We start from the raw sequence: 1,794 nt of genomic DNA, 5'->3' as shown, positions 1-1,794 counted from the left end.
CGCCACCCCGTGGTGTGGTCTGGTTTTTACAGCTGGTTTCAAATTTTGTGCATTGTGTGCATCCCGTTTTCCCGGGGGCGCATGGTGTGTCTGTTTTACTTCAACGGAGAGTTTGATCCTGGCTCAGGATGAACGCTGGCGGCGTGCTTAACACATGCAAGTCGAACGATGATCCCAGCTTGCTGGGGGATTAGTGGCGAACGGGTGAGTAACACGTGAGTAACCTGCCCTTAACTCTGGGATAAGCCTGGGAAACTGGGTCTAATACCGGATATGACTCCTCATCGCATGGTGGGGGGTGGAAAGCTTTATTGTGGTTTTGGATGGACTCGCGGCCTATCAGCTTGTTGGTGAGGTAATGGCTCACCAAGGCGACGACGGGTAGCCGGCCTGAGAGGGTGACCGGCCACACTGGGACTGAGACACGGCCCAGACTCCTACGGGAGGCAGCAGTGGGGAATATTGCACAATGGGCGAAAGCCTGATGCAGCGACGCCGCGTGAGGGATGACGGCCTTCGGGTTGTAAACCTCTTTCAGTAGGGAAGAAGCGAAAGTGACGGTACCTGCAGAAGAAGCGCCGGCTAACTACGTGCCAGCAGCCGCGGTAATACGTAGGGCGCAAGCGTTATCCGGAATTATTGGGCGTAAAGAGCTCGTAGGCGGTTTGTCGCGTCTGCCGTGAAAGTCCGGGGCTCAACTCCGGATCTGCGGTGGGTACGGGCAGACTAGAGTGATGTAGGGGAGACTGGAATTCCTGGTGTAGCGGTGAAATGCGCAGATATCAGGAGGAACACCGATGGCGAAGGCAGGTCTCTGGGCATTAACTGACGCTGAGGAGCGAAAGCATGGGGAGCGAACAGGATTAGATACCCTGGTAGTCCATGCCGTAAACGTTGGGCACTAGGTGTGGGGGACATTCCACGTTTTCCGCGCCGTAGCTAACGCATTAAGTGCCCCGCCTGGGGAGTACGGCCGCAAGGCTAAAACTCAAAGGAATTGACGGGGGCCCGCACAAGCGGCGGAGCATGCGGATTAATTCGATGCAACGCGAAGAACCTTACCAAGGCTTGACATGAACCGGAAACACCTGGAAACAGGTGCCCCGCTTGCGGTCGGTTTACAGGTGGTGCATGGTTGTCGTCAGCTCGTGTCGTGAGATGTTGGGTTAAGTCCCGCAACGAGCGCAACCCTCGTTCTATGTTGCCAGCGCGTTATGGCGGGGACTCATAGGAGACTGCCGGGGTCAACTCGGAGGAAGGTGGGGACGACGTCAAATCATCATGCCCCTTATGTCTTGGGCTTCACGCATGCTACAATGGCCGGTACAAAGGGTTGCGATACTGTGAGGTGGAGCTAATCCCAAAAAGCCGGTCTCAGTTCGGATTGGGGTCTGCAACTCGACCCCATGAAGTCGGAGTCGCTAGTAATCGCAGATCAGCAACGCTGCGGTGAATACGTTCCCGGGCCTTGTACACACCGCCCGTCAAGTCACGAAAGTTGGTAACACCCGAAGCCGGTGGCCTAACCCCTTGTGGGAGGGAGCTGTCGAAGGTGGGACTGGCGATTGGGACTAAGTCGTAACAAGGTAGCCGTACCGGAAGGTGCGGCTGGATCACCTCCTTTCTAAGGAGCACCTCACGATCACCGTGCCCCAYGTATGTGGGTGTGGCGGGGTTGTCAGGAGTACGCCCGTTGCGCAGACGATTGTTCTGCGGCGGGTGCTCACGGGTGGAATATCARCAAATAGCGGCCGCTGCGTTTCTCGCGGCACCCAGTACGGACCCTCTCTTGAG

General features: G+C 56.9%; 1 rRNA gene. It reads left to right on the top strand.

The features are described from left to right. The first annotated feature begins 100 nt into the window (after nt 1-100). Nucleotides 101-1,624: ribosomal RNA gene (locus tag AC1DF4_RS19100) — 16S ribosomal RNA — on the top strand. The last annotated feature ends 170 nt before the right edge of the window (nt 1,625-1,794 follow it).

It is taken from the genome of Arthrobacter sp. 05N429, assembly GCF_056397045.1.
Note: the sequence above shows the minus strand (reverse complement) of the source record. Positions and strands in the feature narration are given on the sequence as shown.